The sequence below is a fragment of the Micromonospora sp. M61 genome, assembly GCF_018070245.1.
In the GTDB taxonomy this organism is placed as follows: Bacteria; Actinomycetota; Actinomycetes; order Mycobacteriales; family Micromonosporaceae; genus Micromonospora; species Micromonospora zamorensis.
On record NZ_JAGPYA010000179.1, the window covers coordinates 1 to 865 of the forward strand.

Annotated in this window: 1 protein-coding gene; it reads left to right on the plus strand. The window is 67.6% G+C overall.

Annotation, left to right across the window (positions count from 1 at the left end):
• Window positions 1-507: 507 nt before the first annotated feature.
• A partial coding sequence (locus KBX34_RS33215; RefSeq protein ID WP_210929011.1) for a C39 family peptidase occupies window positions 508-865 on the plus strand: 358 nt, incomplete at its 3' end.

Below are 865 nucleotides of genomic sequence, written 5' to 3' on the forward strand. Positions count from 1 at the left end.
GATCTCTTCCCGGTCCACCACCGTCAACGGCCTACGACCCGCCACGCCCCACCAGCCTCTCAGCGATCACCCCGCCGAAGAGACCAACGAACGACAAGATCGATTGCTACGACCACCTGAGCACGGGAGCAGTTTCCCGGAAAGTGCGCGGATCTTGGATTGTCGGCGCCCGGGGTTGCGGGGTGTGGTGTCCGGTTCGGCGGATCCGGCCGTGGGGTGGGTGTCGGGTTTGGGGGTGGGTGTCGCGTGGTCGGGGCCACCCTGGGGGCGGAATCGTGGGCCCGGCGGGGTCGTTATACCTGGCATGCCACCGCGACTTTCGGGTCGTGGGGCGAGGCGCACCGGCTGGGAACATCCGCTGGGCCGCCCCGGTTACATCCCCCGCAACGCCCGAGCAGGTCCCCCCGTGGATCGCCGGCGTTCCCCCCGAGACTTTCCCGCACGGTCGCCGCGTTCCCCCTTGTGTCGTGCCGTGCGGACACCCCCGATGCAGAGGAGCACGCCATCATGCGTACCGATCTGATTCGTAAGACCGCTCTGACCGCTGCTGGCCTGGCCTTCACCGGCGGCGCGATCGTCGGACCCGTCACCGCCGCGTACGCCGCCACCGATGCCAAGCCCACTACTCAGACGCAGTCTGATCGCAAGCCTGCTGGTGAGCGTCAGCTGGGCGTGCGCTACGAGGCGCAGCCGAACTTCTACTACTGCGGGCCCGCCGCGACCCGTAACGCCCTGAGTGTGCAGGGCAAGGACATCAGCGTCGACGCGATGGCCAAGGAGATGGGCACCACCGAGGCCGGCACCAACTCGATCAACGACATCACCCCGGTGCTGAACAAGGAGACCGGTAAGAACGACGCCTACC